22 protein-coding genes are annotated in these 21,305 nt (G+C 72.9%); 9 read left to right on the forward strand and 13 right to left on the reverse strand.

The genetic code is table 11. From position 1 onward, the window contains the following. Positions 1-167: 167 nt before the first annotated feature. Positions 168-890 carry an AfsK-binding protein KbpA gene (gene kbpA / locus CEB94_RS17615; RefSeq protein WP_175433147.1) on the reverse strand — a complete coding sequence of 241 codons (723 nt, stop codon included), beginning with the start codon at positions 888-890 and terminating at the stop codon, positions 168-170. Positions 891-1,024: 134 nt separating this feature from the next. Between kbpA and CEB94_RS17620 the strand changes: the two genes are divergently transcribed. After that, positions 1,025-1,660 carry a TetR family transcriptional regulator gene (locus CEB94_RS17620; RefSeq protein ID WP_175437043.1) on the forward strand — a complete coding sequence of 212 codons (636 nt, stop codon included), beginning with the start codon at positions 1,025-1,027 and terminating at the stop codon, positions 1,658-1,660. An 84-nt stretch (positions 1,661-1,744) separates the two neighbouring features. On the opposite strand, the gene CEB94_RS17625 is transcribed toward CEB94_RS17620, so the two are convergent. Together CEB94_RS17625 and CEB94_RS17630 are read right to left on the reverse strand one after the other, a co-directional pair. After that, positions 1,745-2,215: a nitroreductase family deazaflavin-dependent oxidoreductase gene (locus CEB94_RS17625; RefSeq protein ID WP_175433148.1), complete on the reverse strand. Its 471-nt coding sequence runs from the start codon at positions 2,213-2,215 to the stop codon at positions 1,745-1,747. Then, positions 2,212-3,402: an acyl-CoA dehydrogenase family protein gene (locus CEB94_RS17630; RefSeq protein ID WP_175433149.1), complete on the reverse strand. Its 1,191-nt coding sequence runs from the start codon at positions 3,400-3,402 to the stop codon at positions 2,212-2,214. Before CEB94_RS17630 ends, CEB94_RS17625 begins: the two co-directional genes overlap by 4 nt. Positions 3,403-3,506: 104 nt before the next feature. Between CEB94_RS17630 and CEB94_RS17635 the strand changes: the two genes are divergently transcribed. The 3 genes from CEB94_RS17635 (at position 3,507) to CEB94_RS17645 (ending at position 5,919) form a co-directional block, all read left to right on the forward strand. Continuing rightward, entirely contained in the window at positions 3,507-4,676 is a 1,170-nt protein-coding gene (locus tag CEB94_RS17635; RefSeq protein WP_175433150.1) for a thiolase C-terminal domain-containing protein, read from the forward strand. Between the two features lie 96 nt (positions 4,677-4,772). Continuing rightward, positions 4,773-5,198 (forward strand): pyridoxamine 5'-phosphate oxidase family protein, encoded by a 426-nt coding sequence (locus CEB94_RS17640; RefSeq protein WP_175433151.1) that lies wholly within the window; start codon positions 4,773-4,775, stop codon positions 5,196-5,198. Between the two features lie 43 nt (positions 5,199-5,241). Next, positions 5,242-5,919: a pyridoxine/pyridoxamine 5'-phosphate oxidase gene (locus CEB94_RS17645; RefSeq protein WP_175433152.1), complete on the forward strand. Its 678-nt coding sequence runs from the start codon at positions 5,242-5,244 to the stop codon at positions 5,917-5,919. A 103-nt stretch (positions 5,920-6,022) separates the two neighbouring features. On the opposite strand, the gene CEB94_RS17650 is transcribed toward CEB94_RS17645, so the two are convergent. From CEB94_RS17650 to CEB94_RS17675, 6 genes are all read right to left on the reverse strand, one after another. Then, the gene (locus CEB94_RS17650; RefSeq protein ID WP_175433153.1) at positions 6,023-6,913 is read right to left on the reverse strand and encodes a GNAT family N-acetyltransferase; all 891 of its coding nucleotides are present in this window, start codon (positions 6,911-6,913) and stop codon (positions 6,023-6,025) included. Positions 6,914-6,974: 61 nt separating this feature from the next. After that, positions 6,975-7,187: a DUF4287 domain-containing protein gene (locus CEB94_RS17655; protein ID WP_175433154.1), complete on the reverse strand. Its 213-nt coding sequence runs from the start codon at positions 7,185-7,187 to the stop codon at positions 6,975-6,977. Between the two features lie 96 nt (positions 7,188-7,283). Beyond that, positions 7,284-7,910, reverse strand: a complete 627-nt coding sequence (locus CEB94_RS17660) for a GNAT family N-acetyltransferase (protein WP_175433155.1) — start codon at positions 7,908-7,910, stop codon at positions 7,284-7,286. A 112-nt stretch (positions 7,911-8,022) separates the two neighbouring features. Beyond that, entirely contained in the window at positions 8,023-8,853 is an 831-nt protein-coding gene (locus CEB94_RS17665; RefSeq protein WP_175433156.1) for a nucleotidyltransferase domain-containing protein, read from the reverse strand. A gap of 165 nt (positions 8,854-9,018) precedes the next feature. Further along, positions 9,019-9,438 carry a Zn-ribbon domain-containing OB-fold protein gene (locus tag CEB94_RS17670; protein WP_175433157.1) on the reverse strand — a complete coding sequence of 140 codons (420 nt, stop codon included), beginning with the start codon at positions 9,436-9,438 and terminating at the stop codon, positions 9,019-9,021. Further along, a complete protein-coding gene (locus CEB94_RS17675; protein WP_175433158.1) occupies positions 9,438-9,887 on the reverse strand; it encodes a DoxX family protein in 450 nt (149 codons plus the stop codon). The genes CEB94_RS17670 and CEB94_RS17675 overlap by 1 nt, the downstream gene beginning before the upstream one ends. 246 nt (positions 9,888-10,133) lie before the next feature. On the opposite strand from CEB94_RS17675, the gene CEB94_RS17680 reads away from it, so the two are divergent. From CEB94_RS17680 to CEB94_RS17695, 4 genes are all read left to right on the forward strand, one after another. Further along, positions 10,134-11,339: a flavin-containing monooxygenase gene (locus tag CEB94_RS17680; protein ID WP_175433159.1), complete on the forward strand. Its 1,206-nt coding sequence runs from the start codon at positions 10,134-10,136 to the stop codon at positions 11,337-11,339. Between the two features lie 140 nt (positions 11,340-11,479). Continuing rightward, positions 11,480-13,705 (forward strand): acetate--CoA ligase family protein, encoded by a 2,226-nt coding sequence (locus tag CEB94_RS17685; protein WP_175433160.1) that lies wholly within the window; start codon positions 11,480-11,482, stop codon positions 13,703-13,705. Next, positions 13,705-14,496: an enoyl-CoA hydratase/isomerase family protein gene (locus CEB94_RS17690; RefSeq protein WP_175433161.1), complete on the forward strand. Its 792-nt coding sequence runs from the start codon at positions 13,705-13,707 to the stop codon at positions 14,494-14,496. Before CEB94_RS17685 ends, CEB94_RS17690 begins: the two co-directional genes overlap by 1 nt. A gap of 42 nt (positions 14,497-14,538) precedes the next feature. Next, positions 14,539-15,156: a flavin reductase family protein gene (locus CEB94_RS17695; protein WP_246111830.1), complete on the forward strand. Its 618-nt coding sequence runs from the start codon at positions 14,539-14,541 to the stop codon at positions 15,154-15,156. Positions 15,157-15,159: 3 nt separating this feature from the next. Here the strand turns inward: CEB94_RS17695 and CEB94_RS17700 are convergent, their stop codons facing one another. Further along, a complete protein-coding gene (locus CEB94_RS17700; protein WP_175433162.1) occupies positions 15,160-16,281 on the reverse strand; it encodes a methyltransferase in 1,122 nt (373 codons plus the stop codon). A 309-nt stretch (positions 16,282-16,590) separates the two neighbouring features. Then, positions 16,591-17,892, reverse strand: coding sequence for an MFS transporter (locus CEB94_RS17705; RefSeq protein WP_175433163.1), 1,302 nt, complete (start codon positions 17,890-17,892; stop codon positions 16,591-16,593). Between the two features lie 71 nt (positions 17,893-17,963). On the opposite strand from CEB94_RS17705, the gene CEB94_RS17710 reads away from it, so the two are divergent. Continuing rightward, positions 17,964-18,977 carry a GlxA family transcriptional regulator gene (locus tag CEB94_RS17710; protein WP_175433164.1) on the forward strand — a complete coding sequence of 338 codons (1,014 nt, stop codon included), beginning with the start codon at positions 17,964-17,966 and terminating at the stop codon, positions 18,975-18,977. On the opposite strand, the gene CEB94_RS17715 is transcribed toward CEB94_RS17710, so the two are convergent. Continuing rightward, positions 18,967-20,016, reverse strand: a complete 1,050-nt coding sequence (locus CEB94_RS17715) for a Zn-dependent alcohol dehydrogenase (RefSeq protein ID WP_175433165.1) — start codon at positions 20,014-20,016, stop codon at positions 18,967-18,969. The two genes, CEB94_RS17710 and CEB94_RS17715, sit on opposite strands and share 11 nt — an antisense overlap. After that, the gene (locus tag CEB94_RS17720) at positions 20,016-21,158 is read right to left on the reverse strand and encodes an acyl-CoA dehydrogenase family protein (RefSeq protein WP_175433166.1); all 1,143 of its coding nucleotides are present in this window, start codon (positions 21,156-21,158) and stop codon (positions 20,016-20,018) included. Before CEB94_RS17720 ends, CEB94_RS17715 begins: the two co-directional genes overlap by 1 nt. Positions 21,159-21,305 lie beyond the last annotated feature (147 nt).

The raw sequence follows: 21,305 nt of genomic DNA on the forward strand, positions 1-21,305 counted from the left end.
CGCGCCAAAGCCACATGTTCCACGCGACCCCGTGCAGCGTCTCACCACCGCACCGCCATGGCGGCACGCACCCTGATTCTTCCTGGCCGGAGCCCTGGTTGCGAACCCGGTGACAATTGGGATGTCTCGGAATGTAAGTCATCAAACGATGACCAAACAATGCCTGCTCAGCGGCGCAGCAGCGCGAAGGACGCTCCCTGATTGTCCGTGACGACGGCGACCTCGCCGTACGACGTCTCGAAAGGCGGGGCCTGCACCCGCCCGCCGAGCCGCTTCACGTCCTCCAGCGCGGCCGCCACGTCCGCCACGGCGAAGTGCACGAGGAAGTGGGGCGGCATCCCCTCGGAGAACACGTCGGAGACGGGGGCACGCCCGAAATCGGGCTTCGCGTCCGGCCCGAACAGGGCCTCCTGGAAGAGATCGCCGTAGAAGGCGTTGGCCGCCTCGGTGTCCCGGGCGTACAGCTCGGCCCAGGCGAAGGTGCCCGGCTCGTGGCGCTTGCCGAAGCCGGGGTGCTCCTCCGGCTGCCACAGGGCGAACACGGCGCCCTCGGGATCGGTGACGAGCGCGGTGACGCCCAGTTCCCCGGCCGGCACCGGCGCGGAGACGATCTGCCCGCCCGCGTCCCGGATGCGCCGGGCCAGGGCCGGCGCGTCCGGGGTCGCGAAGTACACCGTCCAGACGGTGGGCAGCCGGCCGTCCACTTTGCGGACCAGCGCGGCCACGGGTTCGCCGTCCTTCAGCGCCTGCGCGAAGGAGCCGAACCAGTCCTCGAAGGTCCACCCGAAAAGTTCACCGTAGAACCGCTTGCCCGCCTCGACGTCGGGAAGCTGCGCGTCCACCCAGCAGGGGACGCCCTCTCCGTACACCGATGCCCTGTTTTCGGCCATGCCGCCAACGTAACCGCGACTGCCGCAACCCGCAGACCAGGCACACCAGCCTCCGCACTTCCTTACACCCCATTTGCAGTCGGCCGAATCGCGCCCCGATCACGCCTCGGTAAGCTGACGGCATGACAGGACAAGTGCGTACCGTCGACGGCCGCGTGGCCGGCCGGCGTGGGCAGGCGACCCGGCAGAAGCTGCTCGACTGCCTCAGCGAGATGCTCAGCTCCTCCCCGTACCGCGACGTCAAAGTCATCGATGTCGCCCGGAAAGCGGGCACTTCGCCCGCGACCTTCTACCAGTACTTCCCGGACGTCGAGGGCGCCGTCCTGGAGATCGCCGAGCAAATGGCGACCGAGGGCGCCGCGTTGACGGAGCTCCTGGAGGGCCGCTCCTGGGCCGGCAAGGCCGGCTGGCAGACGGCGCAGGAACTCGTCGACGGCTTCCTGGAGTTCTGGCGCAAGAACGACGCCATCCTCCGGGTCGTCGATCTCGGCGCCGCCGAGGGCGACAAGCGCTTCTACAAACTCCGGATGAAGATCCTCAACTCGGTGAACAACTCCCTCGCGGACGCCGTCGCCGAGCTCCAGGCCAAGGGCAGGGTCGACAAGGACGTCAACCCGGCGGCCGTCGCCGGTTCGCTCGTCGCGATGCTCGCGGCCGTCGCCTCCCACCAGAAGGGCTTCTCCTCCTGGGGCGTGAAGCAGGCCGAACTGAAACCGAACCTCGCCCTGTTGGTGTACCTGGGCGTCACCGGCCGGAAGCCGACGAAATAGCGCGGCGCAGCGGCCTCTTACGTACCCAAGTCCTGTCTGGCAGGCGGTGGTTCACCCAGGTGGACCACCGCCTGTCGCGCTTTTCTACCGGCGTACGAGCCGGAACACCCTGATCTCCCGCTCCACCCGGGCCTGGTACGCCGCGTACGGCGGCCAGAACGCCAGCAGCGCCTGCCACGCCGCCGCCCGCTCCTCGCCCGCCAGCAGCCGGGCCGTGACCGGGACGTCCCGGCCCTTCCAGTTGATCTCCGCGTCGGGATGCGCGAGCAGGTTGTGGCTCCAGGCGGGGTGCCCCGGCCGCCCGAAGTTGGACCCGACGAGGATCCAGCAGCGCCCGCCGTCCTCCGGCATGCAGGCCAGGGGCGTACGGCGGGGCAGCCCGCTCCTCGCCCCGGTGGTGGTCAGCACCACACCCGGCAGGAGCTGCGCGCTGAGCAGCACCTTTCCCCTGGTGAGCCGGTGGACGGCCCGGTCGAGGGCGGGCACCACGTGCGGTGCCACGCGCGCGAAGCCCCTGGTCGACGACACCTTCTGCACCACGCGCGCACCCCTCATGTGCCGGCCTCCTCGAAGACGTGTGCCGCGTCGGCCGCGTGCGCCCGCAGCCGGTGCACCGGCCCGAACAGCAGCTCGTCGCCCGCGGCACGCTTGAAGTACAGGTGAGCCTCGTGCTCCCAGGTGAATCCGATGCCGCCGTGCAGCTGGATCCCTTCGGCGGCGGCGCGGCGCAGCGCGTCGAGCGCCTGGGCGAGGGCGAGGCCGCCGGCCGTCTCGTCACCGGCGGGGGTAGCGGTGGCCCAGGCCGCGTAGTACGCCGCCGAGCGGGCCGCCTGGACCTGGACGTACGCGTCGGCCAGCCGGTGCTTGACCGCCTGGAAGGAGCCGACCGGCCGCCCGAACTGCTCGCGCTGCCCCACGTACGCGACGGTCCGCTCCAGCACGCGGCCGGCGGCCCCCGCGGCCTCGGCGGCGAGGCAGGCGGCGGCGGTGTCGCCGAGCCGGGCGAGGGCGGGGAGGGCGTCGACGGCCTCGCCGCCCAGCAACTCGGCCGGCGTGTTCCGCAGTTGGACACGGCCCTGCGGACGGGTGGCGTCCAGGGCGGTCCGCCGTACGCGAGTGAGACCGGCGGCGTCCCCGTGCACGAGGAAGAGCAGCACACGGGAGCGGGCGAATCCCCCGGCGTGCGCGGCGACCACGAGCAGCTGGGCACTGTGCCCGTCGAGAACCTGGTCGACCTGCCCGTACAGCTGCCAGCCGCCCTCGGCCCGCCGGGCCTGTACGCCCCCGGCCCGTCCCCCGCCGGCCCACTCCCCGCGCCGGTCGTGGCCGGTGAGCGCGAGGGCGGTGGTGAGGGCGGGCCCCGGTACGGCGAGGGCGGCGGTGAGTCCGCCGGAGGCGATGCGCGGCAGGAGCCCGGCGCGCTGGGCGCCGGTGCCGAGGGCGAGCAGCAGCGGGGCGGTGAGAACGGCGGTGGCGAGCAGCGGGGTGGGGGCGAGGGCCCGGCCCGTCTCCTCGCAGGCCAGGGCCAGTTCGGTCACCGTGCAGCCGGCTCCGCCGTAGGGCTCGGGCAGGGCCAGTCCGGGCAGGCCGAGTTGTCCGGCGAGGGCGGTCCACAGGGCGGGGTCGTGTCCGGCCGGGGTGTCGACGGCGGCCCGCAGCTCTTCCGGACCGCACCGCTTGCCGAGCAGGTCGCGCAGGGTGCGGCGGATCTCGTCCTGTTCGTCGGTGAAGCGGGCATCCATGGGGCCCCTCTCTCCGCATCTGACGACCCGTCATATTAGGGCGGCGGAACAGCGAAGCCCAGAGCCCTGCCGCGCCCGCGCCAATCTGATGTACCGTCAGATTCATGGTTGCCCGGAGGAAAGTGGCCGTGGTCGGCGTGGCCCTCTCGGACTGCGGCCGCGTGGCCGACGCGACCCCGTACGCCCTGCACGCCCAGGCGGCCCGCCGCGCCCTGGCCGACGCGGGCCTGGACCGGTCCCTGGTCGACGGCTTCGCCTCGGCGGGCCTGGGCACACTGGCGCCCGTCGAGGTCGCCGAGTACCTGGGCCTTCGTCCCACCTGGGTCGACTCCACCTCCGTGGGCGGCTCCACCTGGGAGGTCATGGCGGCCCACGCGGCGGACGCGATCGTGGCCGGGCACGCCCGCGCGGTGCTGCTCGTCTACGGCTCGACGGCCCGGGCGGACGTGCGCGCGGGCCGCCGCACCGGGACGCTGTCCTTCGGCACGCGGGGACCCCTGCAGTTCGAAGTCCCCTACGGCCACACCCTGATCGCCAAGTACGCCATGGCGGCCCGCCGCCACATGATCGAGTACGGCACGACCATCGAGCAGCTGGCGGAGGTGGCGGTGCAGGCCCGGGCCAACGCTGCCCTCAACCCGGAGGCGATGTTCCGCACCCCGATCACGGTCGACGAGGTCCTGGCCGGACCCGTGATCGCGGACCCCTTCACCAAGCTGCACTGCTGCGTCCGTTCCGACGGCGGGGCGGCCGTGCTGCTGGTGGCGGAGGAGTACGTACGGGACTGCCGTACGGCGCCGGTGTGGGTGCTGGGGACCGGGGAGTCCGTCTCGCACGCGGCGATGTCCGCGTGGCCGGACTTCACGGTCTCGCCGGCGGCGGTGAGCGGGCGGCTGGCGTTCGAGCGGGCGGGGGTGCGGCCTTCGGAGATCGACGTCGCCGAGATCTACGACGCGTTCACCTACATGACGCTGGTGACGCTGGAGGACCTCGGCTTCTGCGCGAAGGGCGAGGGCGGCGCGTTCGTGGAGAAGGGGCGCCTGCGGGTCGAGGGCGGTGAGCTGCCGGTGAACACCGACGGGGGCGGGCTGTCGGCGCAGCACCCGGGGATGCGGGGGCTGTTCCTGCTGGTGGAGGCGGTGCGGCAGGTGCGCGGGGACTGCGGGGAGCGGCAGGTGCGGCGGAGCGACGGCGCACTGCCCAGGCTGGCGGTGGCGTCGGGGACGGGGGGCTGGTTCTGCTCGTCGGGGACGGTGGTGCTGGGGGCGGGGTGAAAGGAGTCCGCCTGGGGGCGGGACCGGGGAACAGCCGGTGCCCGCAAGGGCGTTGTACTGCCGCGCATACCGTCCACCCTGCCGAAGGAGACCGGAATGGCCCTGACCCGCGAAGAACGTGAACAGTTCCTGGCCGAGCCGCACATCGCGGCGCTCGCGGTCGACGCGGGGGCGGGCCGGGCGCCCCTGACGGTGCCGATCTGGTACCAGTACGAGCCCGGCGGCGAGATCTGGATCATGACCGGTCTGGACTCCCGCAAGAACGAGCTGATCAGCGCGGCGGGCCGGTTCTCGCTGATGGTGGACCGGCTGGAACCCACGATCCGGTACGTGTCGGTCGAGGGGCCGGTCGTCGGCACCTCCCCCGCCACCCTCGAACAGCTCCGCGAGATCTCGGCGCGCTACCTCCCGGCCGACAAGGTCGACGGCTATGTGGACTTCTCCCGGAAGAACCACGGTCAGCAGCTGGTGCTGCGGATGCGCCCGGAGCGGTGGGTGTCGTCGGACCTCGGGCAGGTGTGACCCACGAGGCCCCCGAGGGTGCCGGACCGGTGACAATCGAGGCATGGCAACCGATCTTCACGAGCTGCTGAGGTCACTGCGGGTCTGGGACCCGCAGGTCACGGACCTGCCCTCCTTCGAGCCGGCCACCGCTCCGGCCGCTCCCCTGACCCTCTTCGCCGAGTGGTTCGCGGCGGCGGTGGCGGCCGGCCAGCCCGAGCCGCACACCATGTCGCTGGCGACCTCGGACGCGTCGGGCCTGCCCGACGTACGGATCGTGATGCTGCACGGCGCGGACGCCGAGGGCTGGTCCTTCGCGTCCCACGCCGGCAGCCGCAAGGGCCGGCACCTCGCCGGCCGGCCGTACGCCGCGCTCGGCTTCTACTGGCCGGTGCTGGGCCGCCAGGTCCGGGTACGCGGCCCGGTGGCGGCGGCCCCGTCCGGGGAGTCCCAGGGCGACCTGCACGCCCGCTCGACGGGCGCGCTGGCGGCGGCGCTGACCGGGCGGCAGAGCGAGGTCCTCCCCTCGCTGGACGACCTGGCCCGGGCCTCGGAGTCGGCGTGGGAACGGGCGTCACGGGAGCCGGAGGCACCGGTGCCGTCCTGGACGCTGTACCGGCTGCGGGCCGAGGAGGTGGAGTTCTTCCAGGGGGACGAGCGACGGCGGCACGTCCGGCTCCGCTACCGGCGGGAGGGGGAGCGGGACGGGCAGGGGTGGTCGCGGGAACTGCTGTGGCCGTGAGGACGGCCGTCGACGGCGGTGGACGAGGGGCGGACTAGGGGATGCTTCGTCCCAGCTGATGCTGGGCGAGTTCGTTGAGCATCGCGGCGCGCTCATCCATCGGTCATCCCTCGCTGTCCTGCGTGAAGTCGTACACCTCGAAGTCCGCCACCGGCCGGTATCCGATGCGCTGGTAGAGGCCGTTGCTGGTCGGGTTGGCCAGGTCCGTGAAGAGGAGGACCTCCTCCGCCCCGGCGGCCAGGGCGGCGCGGCTGACCTCGGTCGTCGCGGCGCCCGCGAAGCCACGGCCGCGGAGGTGGGGTGGGGTGTAGACGGGGGCGACGCGGACCTGGCCGGCGACCTGGGGGCTGGTACCGGCCATGGCGACGGGAGCGCCGTCGGGGGTTTCCCAGAAGGTGATGCCGCCGCTGTCGATACGGGCGTCCGCCCACTCGGCGGAGTCGCGGACGGTTCCCAGGCCGACGGACTCGCTGAACTCGTCGTGCCAGCGCATGAGTTGCTCGCGGTCCGACTCGACGGCGAGCCGGGGGCCGCCGGGCGGTACGGGTCCGGGCGCGGTCAGGGTGCCGAGCCGGTAGAGCCGCTGGCGCTGACGGAGGGCGGCCGGGGCGCCCGTGTGCCGCTGCCACGCCTCGGCGAAGGCGGCCGCGGTGCCGCATTGGGCGTTCACGCCGGGCAGGCGCCGACCGAGGGCGGCCAGGCGCGCGGCGAGGGTGTCGGCGTCCTCGGGGGTGAGGGCCGTGATGTTCAGCCAGTGCGGCGGGGTGCGGAAGAAGGCCGCCCGGACCTCTCCCGCCCGTTCCAGCAGGCCGAACTCCGGTGCCCCGTCGCCGTACACGCGCCGGCCGCGCGTCCGGAGCGTCTCCGTGACCGTCAGCGGCACGGTGTGCGGCGCCGGCCGGGACCGGAGGAAGGCGCCCGCACGGGTCAGGAAGTCGTCGACGTCATGGGTGAGATGCCAGCTGTCCGCGTCGGTGTGGGTGACGGTGTCCATGCCTCATGGTGCCGCCCGCGACCTCCCGGGCACTCCTGATTTTCGGCGGGCCCCCGTCGGCTCACTCGTCGCTGTCCTCGGCCAGCGTGTGCGCCACCAGCGCGTTGGCGTGGCCGTGCCCCAGGCCGTGTTCGCTCTTGAGCCAGGTGACGAGTTCCATGTGCCGGGTCAGCGGGGAGCTGCGGATGAGCTCTTGCCACTCGGCGACCGGCCGGCCGTACTTCTTCCCGATGGAGGGGAAGTAGCTGGCGGGGCCCTTCACAGGTGCGGTCATCAGGCCGGTCCCTTCTCTTCTCTGCGGTTGTGCTGCGGTTGCCAGGTAGGACCGGCGGGCTGGGACGGACTGATCGCCCAACGACAGTGATGCGCGTCACATGTCTGCGTCCTGCCCGCCCCACGGGTCCGGCGGCTCCGGGTCCGTGGCCAGGCGTGCGTGCAGATGGGCGTCCCGGAACGCGTCGTGCCGCCCTTCCTCGAAGATCGCACCGCGCAGGGTGCCCTCGTACGAGAACCCGCACCTCTCGGCGATCCGGCACGACGCCTCGTGACCGACCGCGTGATCCAACTCCAGCCGGTGCAGGCCGAGTTCCGTCAGCGCCCAGCGGGCGGTGAGCAGGAGGGACCGGGTGGCGACCCCCTGGCCCCGGGCCTCGGGGAGGACCCAGTAGCCGACCCGGGCGACCTTCAGGTGGTACTTGATCTCGTTGACGCCGATGTGCCCCAGCGGGGCGTCGCTGCGCGCGTCCGCGACCCGGAACGACACCGACGTCCCCTCCAGGGCACTCTGCGCCCGCGCGAGCAGCGACTCCCGCGCGCTCGCGCGGTCGGTGACCAGCCGCAGCGGGGTGTTCCAGCGCCGGAACTCCGGATCCCGCAGCCCGCGCAACCAGGTGTCGACGTCGGCGCCCGACCCCGCGTCCCAGGGACGCAGGCGGAGGCCGTGGCCGTGCAGATCCGGGTGGGGGCCGGTCGGGGACTGGGCGCGTATGGGGGCCATGGGTCCCATTCAATCCCGTGGTACGGGAATCAGGCCGCCGTGACCGGGAGAATGCGATGGCCGTCGCTCCTCTGCCCGTCCAGTCCCTCGACACCGGTCAGGCCGCTCCTGGTCAGTGAGGCTCGTTCAGGAGAGAGCCGATCCGCTCGTGCAGGGGAAGCGGCAAGCGGAGATCGAAGCGGTCGGCCGCCTCCGCGGCCAGGTCCCGGCTCCAGCGCCAGCTGTTGCGCACGGCCCTGCGCACGTCCTGGTCGAGGGCGGCGGCCGTGGTGGCGACGTAGCGGTCGCGGTCGGCGGCCGGCAGGTCCTGTTCCAGCGCGCGGCTGGGCGTGAGCCAGTGGACGGTGCTGTCGCGCAGGAGGCGGCACAGCTGGAGCTGCAGGGGCCCGACGACGATGTGCAGCACGGCGTGCGCGCGGGCGATCTCACCCCGGGCCAGGACGTGGGCGAGCATGAGCGTCCAGTTGGCGAGCTCGTCGGTGAGCTGCCGGGCGGTGGCCGCCGGCTCGGGCGGCCGGAAGTCGGCCAGGTGCCGGACTGCCCGGGTCAGGCGCCCGGTACGGTCGAGCAGGACGGCGTCCTCGGGGTGGGGCAGATGCACCATCCCCTGCCAGGTGGGCACTTCGTCGATGCCGGGCCCCGCCGCCGTGAGATGGAACTCGCCGCGCATCAGGTCGTCGAAGACGACGGCGAGGAGGCCGTGCATGTTGGTGTACGCCAGCTGGAGCGGCGCCAGTTGTCCGAGGAAGGCCGGGCCGTCGAAGTCGTCGAGGTGGTCGTCCTGAACGTAGAGATACGCATCGATGTCGGAATGGGCGTCGGCCTCGCCGAGAGTCCAGGAGCCGTAGAGGAGAACGCCCTCCAGGCGGGTATCGGCCTGGGCGAGCCGGCGCAGGCGGGCGATGCGCTCGTCGAGGGCGGTGCGGGCGGAACGCGGGTGCATGAGGTGGGTTCTCCTGGGGTGAGCGCGCTGGCACGCTGACGGGGCCCGGCGCCTGCCGGGCGGACGTCTGTGGGCTGTCCCGGTCCGCTCAGGAAAAGTTGCACATGCCGGGGATCGTACGAGACGGGCGGTGGAGGGTGCCGCTCATTTTCGTCGCTCTCGTGCCTATGCGGACGGCGTCGGCGTGACCCGGAACACCGGTATGCCCTCCCGGAACGTCACCTCCAGATCCGCCCCGGCCGACAGTTCCGGATTCCCACCGACCCGGTCGCCCCCCTCCACGATCTCCGTCATCATCCGCGGCCCCTCCGCGAGTTCGACCACCGCGGCGACGTACGGGACGCGGTCCGAGAACGGCGGTAGGTCGTTGCGGTGGACGACGGACCAGGTGTACAGCGTGGCGCGGCCGCTCGCCGTCTCCCAGGTCACGTCCTCGCTCCAGCAGTGGGGACAGAACTCGCGCGGGTAGTGGTGGGCCCGGCCGCACGCCCCGCAGCGGCGGATCAGCAGCCTGCCCTCGGCGGCCGCGTCCCAGTACGTCCGCGTGAAGGCGTCGGGCTCGGGCAGGTCGAGGCGGCCGGCCATCAGAACAGGCCCAGCGCGCTGTCCAGCGACCACGTCTGCCAGGACATCCCGAACAGCCCGACCACCGACATCAGCGCCATCATCGAGTTCTGCCCCTGCTCGGCGACGTCGTGGATCATGAGCGTGAAGTAGAGGGCGTTGAGGAGCAGCCCGCCGACCAGGGCGATCGGGGTGAGGAAGCCGGTGATCAGACCCAGCCCGAGCGCCAGTTCCGCGTAGACGACGACGTACGCCATCACACGCGGGTGCGGCGTGACGGCCGCTTCGAAGCCCGAACGGACGGCCCTCCAGCGGTGCCCGGCGGCTATGCCGGCCGCCCACGCGATGCCGGTGCCCCGCTCGAACCAGGCCTTGCGGTCCTTGTGCCGCCAGCTCTCCAGCCACCACAACCCGAGCCCGATCCGCAGCACGGCCAGCCATTCCGCTCCGGTGAGCCAGATCGTGTCCATGCAATCTGACGGTACGTCAGTTCTTCCGGAGCGCAAGACCTCCGCGAGCACCCTTCACCCAGCGGACCGCCAGGGCCACCCTCCGGAGGCCATGCCCCGCTCGCGCCAGAAACGATCACCGTCCCGCCACAATCAGGTCGCTACGCCACGAGCCCCACTCCCTCCCCCTACAGCCGTGATCAATCCGAAACCAATTCCGGTCTTGACCGAGACCCATCAAGCGGTCCCGTGATTACGCTCCCGCTCATGGCCGACTCCACACCCCCCACACCCGCCTCCGCGCAGCCCCCACCGGACCGCCCCGTCTACGTCATCGGCGGCGGCCCCGGAGGGCTCTCCGCCGCGTACGCGCTGCGCGCCCGGGGCATACGGGCCGTCGTCCTGGAGAAGTCCGACCGCGTCGGGGCGTCCTGGCGCCACCACTACGACCGGCTGCACCTGCACACCACCCGCCGCCTCTCGGCCCTGCCCGGGCTGCCGATGCCGCGCCGGTTCGGGCGGTGGGTGTCCCGGGACAACGTGGTGCGGTACCTGGAGAAGTACGCCGAGCACCACCGCCTCGAGATCGTCACCGGCGTCGAGGTGTCCCGCGTCGAGCGCACCCCCGACGGCACGGGCTGGCTGCTGCGTGCCACCGGCGGCCGGGAACTGACCGGCGCGGCGGTGGTCGTCGCCACCGGCTACAACCACACCCCGCGCCTGCCCGACTGGCCCGGCCGCTCCGCCTTCACCGGCGAGTTCCTGCACGCCGGCGAGTACCGCGACGGCAAGCCCTACGCCGGCCGGGACGTCCTCGTCGTCGGCGTCGGCAACACCGGCGCCGAGATCGCCGTCGACCTGGTGGAGAGCGGTGCCTCCCGGGTCCGGCTCGCCGTGCGGACCGCCCCCCACATCCTGCGTCGTTCGACCGCCGGCTGGGCCGCCCAGTACAGCGGCGTCCTGGTCCGCCGGCTGCCGGTCGGCCTGGTCGACCGGATCTCCCGGGTACAGGCCAAGGTGGCTCTGCCCGACCTGTCGTCCCACGGGCTGCCGCGCCCCGACACCGGGCTGTACACGCGGGTGAGGCAGGGGGCGATCCCGGTGCAGGACGTCGGTCTGATCGACGCCGTACGCAAGGGCAAGGTGGAGATCGTGGCCGCCGTGGACGGTTTCGAGGACGGCGGAAAGGTCGCCCTGGCCGACGGCAGCCGGATCTCCCCGGACGTGGTGATCGCCGCGACCGGGTACGTCCGTGCCCTGGAGGGCCTGGTCGGCCACCTCGACGTGCTCGACGACCGCGGCAGGCCCGTCGTCCACGGCGCCCGCACGGAGAGTTCCGCCCCCGGCCTGTACTTCACCGGCTTCACCAACCCGATCAGCGGCAACCTCCGCGAGATGGCACTCGACGCGGTGAAGATCGCGAAGGCCGTCGCGAGGAGCGGCCCGGGGCGGGTGTCCCGCCTGCCGGGCTGAGCACCTGCCCCGACCGTGAGACGTCCCTGAGTCGGTCCACTCCACAACTTCGCCCGCACACACAGTTCCTGACGTCGCACCGGTTCAGTAATCTGACAGAGCGTCAGTTAGCGGCTGTCTCACAGGAGCGGGCGGAAACGATGCTTGGATCGACACACGGCACCCTCACCACCGACTCCCGCCGGACCCGGGCCATCGCCTGTGGCGAGCAATCCGGGCCCGTCGTGCACGGCAGGCCGGCCCAGGCGGGCGACCTCGACGTCAGCGGACGCCCGCTGCACGCCGACGCACCCGACCTGGACCGCTTCTTCCGCCCCCGGTCCGTCGCCGTGATCGGCGCCTCGGACGCCACCGGCCGCCCGAACACCGGTATCACCCGGCAACTGGCCGACTGGGCGGAACGCGTGGGCGCCACGCTCCACCCGGTGCATCCCAGCCGGCCGTCCGTCTTCGGCATCCCCTGCTCCCCTTCCGTCGCCGACCTGCCCGAGCAGGTCGATCTGGCCGTCGTGCTGGTCGGCGACCCCCTCCCGGTGATCGAGGAACTGGCCGACGCCAAGGCGCGGTTCGCGGTCGTCTTCGCGTCCGGGTTCGCGGAGACCGGGCCGGAGGGCGAGGCCGCCCAGCGGCGACTGACCGCCGCCGTCGAGCGGTCCGGGCTGCGGCTGCTGGGGCCCAACACCAACCTCAACGCCTTCGAGCGGTTCCGCGAGGACCTGGAGGGGCCCGCGATCGCGCTGATCACCCAGTCCGGCCACCAGGGCCGCCCCGTCTACGCCTTGCAGGAACTCGGCATCCGCCTCTCCCACTGGGCCCCCACCGGCAACGAGGCCGACCTGGAGAGCGCCGACTTCCTCTCCTACTTCGCCGAGCAACCCGAGGTCGGCGCCATCGCCTGCTACCTCGAAGGGCTCAAGGACGGGCGCTCCTTCCTGCTCGCCGCCGACCGGGCCGCCCGGCGCGGAGTCCCGGTCGTCGCCGTCAAGGTGGGCCGCACCGAGACCGGCGCCCGCACGGCCGCCTCCCACACCGGCAAGCTGACCGGTGCGGACGCGGTGGTGGACGCGGCGCTGCGCCAGTACGGCGTGATCCGGGTCGACGGGCTCGACGAACTCCAGGACACGGCCGCCCTCCTGGCCCGGGCCCGCCCGCCGCGCGCGGACGGCGTCGTCGTCTACTCGATCTCGGGCGGCACGGGCGCGCACGTCGCCGACCTGGCGACCGAGGCGGGCCTGAGCCTGCCGGTGCTGTCCGAGGCCAAACAGGCCGAGCTGCACCAGTGGATACCCGAGTACCTGAGCGTCGCCAACCCGGTCGACAACGGCGGCCACCCGGTGGGCGACCATCGCGGCCGGAAGATCATCGACGCGATCCTCGACGATCCTGCGGTGGGCGTGCTGATCTGCCCGGTCACCGGGCCGTTCCCGCCGCTCAGCGACCGGCTCGTCCGCGACCTGGTGGACGCGGCCGAGCAGACCGACAAGCTCGTCTGCGTGGTGTGGGGTTCGCCGGTCGGCACCGAACCCGCCTACCGCGAGGTCCTGCTCGGATCCTCCCGCGTGGCCACCTTCCGCACGGTCGGCAACTGCCTCACCGCCGTCCGCGCCCACCTCGCCCACCACCGCTTCACGGCCGCCTACCGCTCCCCCTTCGACGAGGCCCCGCGCACCCCCTCGCCCTCCTACCGCAAGGCGCAGGCCCTGATGCAGCCCGGCCGGCAGCTCAGCGAGCACGCGGCGAAGCAGCTGCTGCGGGCATACGGCATCCGCGTACCGCGCGAGCAGCTGGTGACCAGCGCGGCGGCGGCCGTCCGCGCGGCCGGGCTCGTGGGCTACCCGGTGGTGATGAAGGCCTCCGGCGCCCGCATCGCCCACAAGACCGAGCTGGGCCTGGTGAAGATCGGGCTGACCTCGGCCAGCCAGGTCCGCGACGCCTACCGGGAACTGACCGACATCGCCCGCTACGAGGACGTCTCCCTGGACGGCGTCCTGGTCTGCCAGATGGTGGAGCAGGGCGTCGAGATGGTCGTCGGTGTCACCCACGACGACCTGTTCGGCCCGACCGTGACCGTCGGGCTCGGCGGAGTGCTCGTCGAGGTGCTGCGCGACACCGCCGTGGGGGTGCCGCCCTTCGGGGAGGAGCAGGCGCGGGACATGCTCGCCGGGCTGCGCGGGCGGGCCCTGCTCGACGGGGTGCGGGGGCGGCCGGCGGCGGATCTGGACGCGCTGGTCGAGGTCGTCCTGCGGGTGCAGCGCATGGCCCTGGAACTCGGCGACCAGCTCGCGGAACTGGACATCAACCCGCTGCTGGTGCTGCCGCGGGGGCAGGGCGCGGTGGCGCTGGACGCGCTGGCGGTGTGCCGCTGATGACGCGGGACACCGTTCTGCACACGACCAGCGACCACGTCCTCACCCTCACCCTCAACCGGCCCGAGAGCCTCAACGCCCTCACGCCCGGGCAGCGCGAGGACATCATCCGGCTGCTGTCGGAGGCCAACGCCACGGCGGAGGTACGGGCTGTCGTGATCACGGGGACGGGCCGCGGCTTCTGCGCCGGAGCGGACCTCCGGGGCGCCGGCCCGACCGGCGAACGCGTCGCGGGCGATGTCGCACGCACCCTGCGCACCGGCGCCCAGCGCCTGATCGCCGCCGTGCTCGACTGCGAGAAGCCGGTGATCGCCGCCGTGAACGGCACGGCGGCCGGCCTCGGCGCGCACCTCGCGTTCGCCTGCGATCTGGTCCTCGCGGCCGAATCCGCCCGCTTCATCGAGGTGTTCGTACGCCGCGGCCTGGTCCCCGACGGCGGCGGCGCCTACCTCCTGCCGCGGCTCGTCGGCCCGCAGCGCGCGAAAGAGCTGATGTTCTTCGGCGACGCGCTCACCGCACCGGACGCCGAACGCCTCGGGCTCGTCAACCGGGTCGTCAGGGACGAGGAGCTGGAGAAGACCGCGCGCGCATGGGCCGAGCGCCTCGCCTCCGGTCCGACCCGCGCCCTCGCCCTGACCAAGCAGCTCGTCAACGCCTCCCTCGACACCGACCGCACCGCCGCCTTCGCCGCCGAGGCCGCCGCTCAGGAGATCAACATGACGACGGCGGACGCGCGGGAGGGCGTACGGAGCTTCGTGGAGCGGCGGGGGGCGGAGTTCAGAGGCCGCTGACCCTTCCTATCTGACGCTGCGTCAGTTTCAATGACGGGTGTGATGGGACAAGCAGGGATGGCGGAAGCCGCCGTCCGCTACCTCAGGTCGAACCGCACACCCGCCCCGGAGCCCGTCGAAACGCTGCCGCGCCCCGAGCTGCGCTGCGTCGCCGAGGACGAGCGCGCACCACTCGACCCGCGTGAGTTCCGCCGCGTCCTCGGGAACTTCGCGACGGGCGTGGCGGTCATCACGGCACCGCCCGCCGCCGACGGCGACTGTCCCGCCGGCTTCGCCTGCCAGTCCTTCACATCCCTCTCCCTCACCCCGCCCCTGGTGGCCTTCATGGTCGGCCGTACGTCGACGACGTGGCCGCGTATCGCGCGGGCCGGGGTCTTCTGCGTGAACGTCCTCGAGGCCGGGCAGGGCGAACTGTGCCGCGCGTTCGCGGTCAGCGGCGCTGACAAGTTCGCGGGCGTGACGTACGACGCGGCACCGGTGTCCGGCTCCCCACGCCTCGCGGGCACCGTCGCCTGGATCGACTGCGCGATCCACGCCGTCCACACCGGCGGTGACCACCTCATCGTGGTCGGCCGGGTGAACGCCCTCGGCACGGCGGACGATCCGTCCGGCCCGCTGCTCTTCCACCGGGGGCGCTTCACGCGGACGGCGCCCCTGTAGGGCTCACTCCGCCGCCAACCGCCACAACGACGTGACCTCGGTGGACCGCGCGGCGTGCAGCGGATCGTCCGTGTCCCGTGCGCGGGGGTGGCGCGGACTGGTGTCCAGCCGGTCGACGACGCGCAGCCCGGCCGCCTCGATGGCGGCCGGCAACTCGTCCCGGCCGCGCAGCCCGAGCCGTTCGGCCAGGTCGGACAGGACGAGCCAGCCCTCACCGCCGGGTTCCAGCCGGTCGGCGAGCCCGTCGAGGAACCCGCGGAGCATGCCACCGCCCGCGTCGTATACCCCGAGGTCGAGGTCGGAGGCGGGCTTGGCGGGAACCCAGGGCGGGTTGCAGACGACGAGGCCGGCCCGTCCGTCGGGGTACAGGCCGGGCCCGGTGACGCGGACCGTCGCCGTGAGCCCCAGCCGCTGTACGTTCGCCCGCGCGCACTCGCGGGCCCGGGCGCTGACGTCCGTGGCCACCACCTGCCCGACCCCGCGCCGGGCCAGCACGGCGGCGAGCACCCCGGTGCCCGTGCCCAGGTCGAACGCGGTGCCCACGGCACCGCCGCACGGCAGGGGCGCCGCCGCGACGAGATCGACGTACTCGCTCCGGGTCGGCGCGAACACCCCGTAGTGCGGGTGGACCCGCGCGCCCAGCGCCGGTACGTGCACACCCTTCTCCCGCCACTCCCGGGCGCTGATCACACCCAGCAGTTCCGTGAGGGCGACGGCGACAGGCCCGCCGGACGGCGGCCCGTAGGCCTCGTCGCACGCCCGGCGCACATCCGGCGCGCGGCGCAGCGCCAGGGTGTGGTCCTCCTCCAGCAGGACGAGCACCTTGCCGAGGACCCGCGCGCGGTGGGCCCGGAACCGGCGTTGTGCGTGAAACGCCTCGGTCGGCGAATCCGGCACATCGGGCGCACTGCGGCCGACGAGACGATCCATCGCACGCAGCAGCTGACGGGCGTTGTGGAAATCCCCGCGCCACAGCAGCGCGGTGCCCTCACAGGCCAGCCGGTGGGCGACGGCGGCCCGCATCCGGTCGTCGGCGACGACGACCCGGCGGGGCAGGGGCAGCCCGGACTCAGAGTGCCAGCGGGCTGAACGGGGTTCGGTTTCGTCCCAGTGGATCGTGGACACGGCAGACTCCTCGGAAGGTCGAACATGAGCGAACACGCGAAGTCACGACGACCACGTCGCCGAGGACCATGCCGAGTGTCATGAACTGACCTTTCCGAGCAGAGGGGTCAGGGAGGTGGATCGAGTTCCCGCCCTCAGGATAGGCCGGGCGCGGACCCGGTCGTCGTCACCGACGGCGATGAAAATGGGGTGCCCGCGGACGGCTCGGTGTGACGATCATGGCCGGACACAGCCCCGCGACCGAAGAGGAACCCGAACCGGCCTCGCCCAGCAGGACAGACACCGAACCGGGTGAGCCGGAGACCCGGTTCAGGCCACCGCCACCTCGCCCGCCGCCCTCCGCCGGATCACCAGCGCCATCAGCGCCGCCGCCGCGCACAGCGCCCCCGACGCGTACCAGACGACGTCGTACGTGCCGAACGTGTCGCGGGCGACGCCGCCCAGGAAGGCGACGAGGGCGGCTCCGACCTGGTGGGAGGCCAGGACCCAGCCGAAGACGATCGCGCTGTCCTCGCCGTAGTGCTCGCGGCACAGGGCGAGGGTGGGCGGGACGGTGGCGACCCAGTCGAGGCCGTAGAAGACGATGAAGAAGATCATCGGGGGGTGCACCGCCGGGCCCAGCAGGAGCGGGAGGAACATCAGCGACACGCCCCGCAGCGCGTAGTACACCGCCAGCAGGCGGCGCGGCTCGAAGCGGTCCGTGAACCAGCCGGAGGCGATCGTGCCGACGACGTCGAAGACGCCGATGACCGCGAGCAGGGAGGCGGCGGCCTGCACGGGCATGTGGTGGTCGTGGGCCGCGGGGATGAAGTGGGTCTGGATCAGACCGTTCGTGGAGGCGCCGCAGATCGCGAAGGTGCCGGCGAGCAGCCAGAACGGGCCGGTGCGTACGGCAGAGAGCAGGACACTCACGGCCCGGCGGGCCGCGCCGGGGACGGGCGGCGGCTTCGGCACGAACTCGGCGGCGCCGTACGGCTTCAGGCCCACGTCCGCCGGGTGGTCGTGCAGCAGGAGCCACACGAACGGCACGACCGCGAGGGCGGCGAGGGCGACCGTCACGGCCGCCGGGCGCCAGTCGTACCGCTCGATGATCCAGGACAGCAGGGGCAGGAAGATCAGCTGGCCGGAGGCCGAGGCGGCGGTGAGGATGCCGCTGACCAGGCCGCGCCGTTCGGTGAACCAGCGGTTGGTGACGGTCGCAGCGAAGGCCAGCGCCATGGAGCCGGAGCCGAGGCCGACCAGCAGGCCCCAGCACAGCATCAGCTGCCAGGCCGCGGTCATCCACACGGTGAGCCAGGAGCCGGCCGCGATCACGGTCAGGGCGACCGCGACGACCCGGCGGATGCCGAAGCGGTCCATCAGGGCCGCCGCGAACGGGGCCGTCAGACCGTAGAGCGCGAGATTCACCGAGACAGCGGCGCCGATCGTGCCGCGCGACCAGTCGAACTCGGCGTGCAACGGGTCGATGAGCAGGCCCGGCACGGACCGGAAGGCGGCGGCGCCGATGATCGTCACGAAGGTGACGGCGGCGACGAACCAGGCGCGGTGCACCCGCGCACGAGTCGGCTTCGGCGGCTGCCGCACAGCCGCCGCATCGGTTGTCTGGGTCACGACACAGAGCTTCCGATCTGCGGCCGGCTCCATCGAGTGGCCCGAAGGACAGCATTCGTTAGGATCGGGCCATGCGTCGTGACCCGGAGTTCCGCCCGCACCGCGTCGCCGTCCTCGCCCTCGACGGCCTGCTCCCCTTCGAGCTGGGCATCCCGCACCGCATCTTCGGCCGCCCCAGCGATGCCCGGAGGCGCCGGCTGTACGACGTCGTCACCTGCTCGATCCGCCCGCCGGGCCCGGTGCGGACCGACGCCGACTTCGCCATCCAGGTCGAGCACGGCCCCGAGACCCTGGCCACCGCCGACACCGTGATCGTCCCGGCGTCGTACGAACTCGGCCCGGTCTTCGAGCAGGGCGTGCTCACCGGCGAACTGGCCGCCGCCCTCGCCCACATCCGCCCCGGCACCCGGCTCGCCTCGATCTGCACCGGCGTCTACGTCCTCGCCGCCGCCGGTCTCCTGGACGGCCGGCCCGCCACCACGCACTGGGCCGACGCCGACCGTTTCCAGCGGCTCTTCCCGCGGATCGAGGTCGACCCGGACGTCCTGTTCATCGACGACGGCGACGTCCTGACCTCCGCCGGTGTCGCGGCCGGCGTCGACCTGTGCCTGCACATGGTGCGCCGCGACCACGGCACGGCCGTCGCCAACGACGTGGCCCGCCGCATGGTCGTGCCGCCGCACCGCGACGGCGGCCAGGCGCAGTACATCCACCGGCCCGTGCCCGACCCGCAGCAGGCGACCACCACCTCGGCCCGCACCTGGGCCCTGCGCCGTCTCCACGAGCCGATCCAGCTGCGCGACATGGCCGCCCAGGAGTCCATGTCGGTGCGTACCTTCACCCGCCGCTTCCGCGAGGAGACCGGCGTCAGCCCCGGGCAATGGCTCACCCAGCAGCGCGTGGAGCGGGCCCGCCACCTTCTGGAGTCCACCGACCGCTCCGTCGACCACGTAGCGCGGGACGCGGGCTTCGGCACGGCCCAGTCGATGCGCCAGCACCTCCAGTCGGCCCTCGGCGTCACGCCCACCGCCTACCGGCGCACGTTCCGGGCGGAGATCGACACGGCGGCCGCGCTCAGAAGGTGAGCACCGCCCGCGCCACCCGCCCCGCCTCCGCGTCCGCCGCCGCCTTCTCGAACTCCTCGACGGGGTAGGTCCGGGTGACCAGTTCGTCGAGCAGGAGGCGCCCTCGGCGGTACAGGCCGGCGTACAGGGCGATGTCCCGCTGGGGGCGGGAGGAGCCGTAGCGGCAGCCCAGGATGGACTTGTCGAGGTACATCGAGGAGACGCGGAAGGACGCCTCGGCCGTGGCCGGGGGCACGCCCAGCAGGATGGCCTGGCCGTGCCGGTCCAGGGCGTCGATCGCCTGGCGGATCAGCTCCACGCGGCCGACGCACTCGAAGGCGTGGTCGGCGCCCGTGGGCAGGAGGTCGCGCACCCCTTGCGTCGACGTCAGGAAGTCGGTCGCGCCGAACCGGCGTGCCGCCTCCTCCTTCGCCGGGTCGGCGTCGACGGCCACGATCCGCCCGGCGCCCGCGAGCCGCGCGCCCTGGAGCACGTTCAGGCCGACGCCGCCCGTTCCGATGACCAGGACGCTGTCGCCGCGGTCCACCCGCGCCCGGTTCAGTACGGCGCCCACCCCGGTCAGCACCCCGCACCCGATGAGCGCCGCCGAGGTCAGCGGAATGTCGTCGGGGATCTTGACCGCCTGTACGGCTTTGACGACCGTGCGCTCGGCGAACGCCGAGTTCGACGCGAACTGGTGCACCGGCGAGCCGTCGTGGCGAAACGGCCGGCCCGGGCGCCCTATGGCCTGCCGGCACATGGTCGGCCGGCCCCGGTCGCACTCGGCGCACGTGCCGCAGTTGGCCAGGGTGGACAGCGCCACATGCTCACCGGGCGCGACATGGGTGACACCCCCACCCACCGCCTCCACGACCCCGGCCCCCTCATGGCCCAGCACCACGGGAACGGGGAAGGGGATGGTCCCGTCCACCACCGACAGATCGCTGTGGCACAGTCCGGCCGCCGCGATCGCGACCCGCACCTCGCCCGGCCCGGGCTCGCGCACCTCCAGGCCGGTCACGACCCGGACCTGCTTCCCGTCGAAGATCACGCCTCGCATCACACGGCTCCCTTGGGCTCCCTGGGCAGGCCGAGCACGCGCTCGGCGATGATCGTGCGCTGGATCTGGTCCGAGCCGCCGTAGAGGGTGTCGGCCCGGGAGAAGAGGAACAGGTGCTGCGCCGCGTCCAGTTCGTACGGCGCGGAGGCCGACCAGTCGGCGGGGCCCACCCCTGCCGCCGCGCCCCGCACCAGCACCGCCAGTTCCCCGAGCCGCTGGTGCCAGCCGGCCCACAGCAGCTTGGCCACGCTCGGGGCACCCGGGTCACCTGAACCCCCCAGCGTGCGCAGGGCGTTCCAGCGCATCGTCCGCAGCTCGGCCCACTGCCGCACGAGCCGCTCCCGTACGACGGGATCCCGCACCGCGCCCGACGCGACGGCCGCCCGCACCACACCGCCCAGTTCCTCGGCGAACCCGATCTGCTGGGCCAGCGTGGACACGCCCCGTTCGAAGCCGAGCAGGCTCATGGCGACGCGCCAGCCGTTGCCCTCGCCGCCGACGACGTGCTCCGCGTGCGCGCCGTCGAAGAAGACCTCGTTGAAGTCGCTGGTGCCCGTCATCTGCCGGATGGGGCGGACCTCGATCCGGCCGGGCTGGTCCATGGGGACGAGCAGGAACGTCAGCCCGTGGTGCCGCGCCGAGCCGGGTTCGGTCCTGGCCAGCACGAAGCACCAGTCCGCCTCGTGCGCGAGCGACGTCCAGATCTTCTGCCCGGTCACACGGTACGTACGGCCCTCGCGCTCCGCGGCCGTACGGATACCGGCCAGGTCGGAACCGGCTCCGGGTTCGCTGTACCCCTGGCACCACAGCTCCTCACCGGCGGCGATCGGTGGCAGGAACCGGGACTTCTGCTCGTCGGTGCCGTGGGCGAGGAGCGTGGGGGCGAGCAGGTTCTCCCCGATGTGCCCGGAGCGCGGGGGCGCCACCGACCGCGCGTACTCCTCGGCCCAGACGACCTGCTGGGTGAGGGTCGACCTGCGATTCCCGTAGCCGTCCCTGCCCCACCCGAGCCCGATCCACCCGGCGGCACCGAGGGTGCGCTCCCACGTGCGGCGGTCGGTGTGGCCCTTGGCATGCGCCGCCAGCCAGTCCCGCGCCTCGGCACGAAAGTCCTCGTCCTCTTGCCCGAACCCGAATTCCACGCTTGACCGCCTTAGATTGGCCAGGTCCTTGCACAGGGCAGTGGGGCAACTCCCCAGGGGCGCGGGGCTGTGTCTGACATGCGGCTCCGCCGCGTGGGCGCGAACCGCCACGACGAAACCCGCACCCGTCACGCCACGCCCGCCCCC

The sequence above is a fragment of the Streptomyces hawaiiensis genome (assembly GCF_004803895.1).
GTDB classification, from domain to species: Bacteria; Actinomycetota; Actinomycetes; order Streptomycetales; family Streptomycetaceae; genus Streptomyces; species Streptomyces hawaiiensis.